The following is a 1,613-nucleotide window of genomic DNA, read 5'->3' on the forward strand; positions in this document are numbered from 1 at the left end:
GCGGTGCTGGTCACCTCCTCCGGTGAGGGCAAGGAGGTCGCCGCGCGGGTCGCGCTGCGGATCGGCTCCGGCATCATCACCGACGCCGTCGACCTCCGGGCCGGCGCCGACGGCCCGGTCGCCACCCAGGCCGTCTTCGCCGCCTCGTACACCGTCGACTCGCGCGTCAGCAACGGCGCCCCGGTCATCACGGTGAAGCCGAACGCGGTGGCCCCCGAGGCCGCTCCGGCCGCGGGTGCGGTGGAGAACGTCACCGTCGGGTTCACCGGCAACGCCGCCAAGGTCACCTCGCGCACCCCGCGGGTCTCCTCCGGCCGCCCGGAGCTGACCGAGGCCGCGATCGTGGTCTCCGGCGGCCGCGGCGTCGGCGAGGCGGCCGGCTTCGGTGTGGTCGAGGAGCTGGCCGACGCGCTGGGCGCGGCCGTCGGTGCCTCGCGCGCCGCCGTCGACGCCGGCTGGTACCCGCACAGCAACCAGGTCGGCCAGACCGGCAAGCAGGTCTCCCCGCAGCTGTACGTGGCCAACGGCATCTCGGGCGCCATCCAGCACCGGGCCGGCATGCAGACCTCGAAGACCATCGTGGCCGTCAACAAGGACCCGGAGGCCCCGATCTTCGAGCTGGCGGACTACGGCGTGGTCGGCGACCTCTTCGCCGTGCTGCCGCAGCTCACCGGCGAGGTCCAGGCCCGCAAGGGCTGACCGGACGGCCGAGCACGACGCGCCGGAGGGCGTGGCACCGAGTACCCGGTGCCACGCCCTCCGGCGTATGCGCTGCTGCCCCGCGCGGCGTGCGTCCCGCAGGTGGTCCAGGCCTGCTCCGCGACGCCCGCGGCACGTGTGCGGACTACTCGGCGCAGGCCGCCAGGTGCTGGGTGAAGCCGCCCTGGCTCGGCGGCAGCGGGCGCGGCTCGGCGGGCTGGACCCGCTCCGGCTCCTCCTGCGGCAACAGTGTGAGCTCCGGCTGGTCGGAGTCGGGGGCCGGGGTCAGCCGGACCCGGGTGCCCACCGGGACGGTGCTGCGCAGACCGCTGACGATGCACCAGACGTCGAAGCCCTCGGCCATCCGGATCAGCGACTTCTGCCGGGCCAGGGGCGTCCTGGCCTGCTCGACGGCGCACCGGCGCACCACGCCGGTGCCCTGGCTGCGCTCCAGGCGCAGGTCGGTGGAGCCGCAGGTGGGGCAGAGCAGCCGCTGGAAGGTCGGGTTGCTGCACCACGTACAGCGCTGGAAGTACAGCGGGGTGCTGTCGATGTCGGCGTCGATGGCTGAGTGGACCACGGTGTCATCTCCCTGCACTCGGACTGGGCTGCCGGCTCGCTGTGCGTCGCCGGCGTACGGCCGGCGGGCGGCCGGGGTGTGTCCTCGGCGTACGTCCGCGATGCGGCCTCCGTACGCCAGCAAAAGGATAGGGAACTCAGTACCGCCCTGGGAAGGCACTGAGTTCCCTTTTCGCTACGCGCATGCATAATGAAGGGTACTGAGTACCGTCGCGAAACAGGAGTGCCGATCATGAGCCAGGACTTCGATCTCTTCCGGATCTCCGAGGAGCACGAGATGCTGCGTGAGGCGGTGCGTTCGCTGGCCGAGGCGAAGATCGCTCCGTTCGCGGCGG

2 protein-coding genes are annotated in these 1,613 nt (G+C 72.5%); one reads left to right on the top strand and one right to left on the bottom strand.

Annotated elements, in window-relative coordinates; translation table 11 throughout:
- Positions 1-699, top strand: a 699-nt coding sequence (locus tag ABT263_RS38745) for an electron transfer flavoprotein subunit alpha/FixB family protein (RefSeq protein ID WP_352298642.1), incomplete at its 5' end; no start/stop codon positions are given.
- Positions 700-844: 145 nt separating this feature from the next.
- Here the strand turns inward: ABT263_RS38745 and ABT263_RS38750 are convergent.
- Entirely contained in the window at positions 845-1,279 is a 435-nt protein-coding gene (locus ABT263_RS38750) for a PhlB family protein (RefSeq protein WP_352298644.1), read from the bottom strand.
- Between the last annotated feature and the right edge of the window lie 334 nt (positions 1,280-1,613).

Origin of the sequence: Kitasatospora sp. NPDC001603, from assembly GCF_040298365.1 — a bacterium.
GTDB lineage: Bacteria > Actinomycetota > Actinomycetes > Streptomycetales > Streptomycetaceae > Kitasatospora.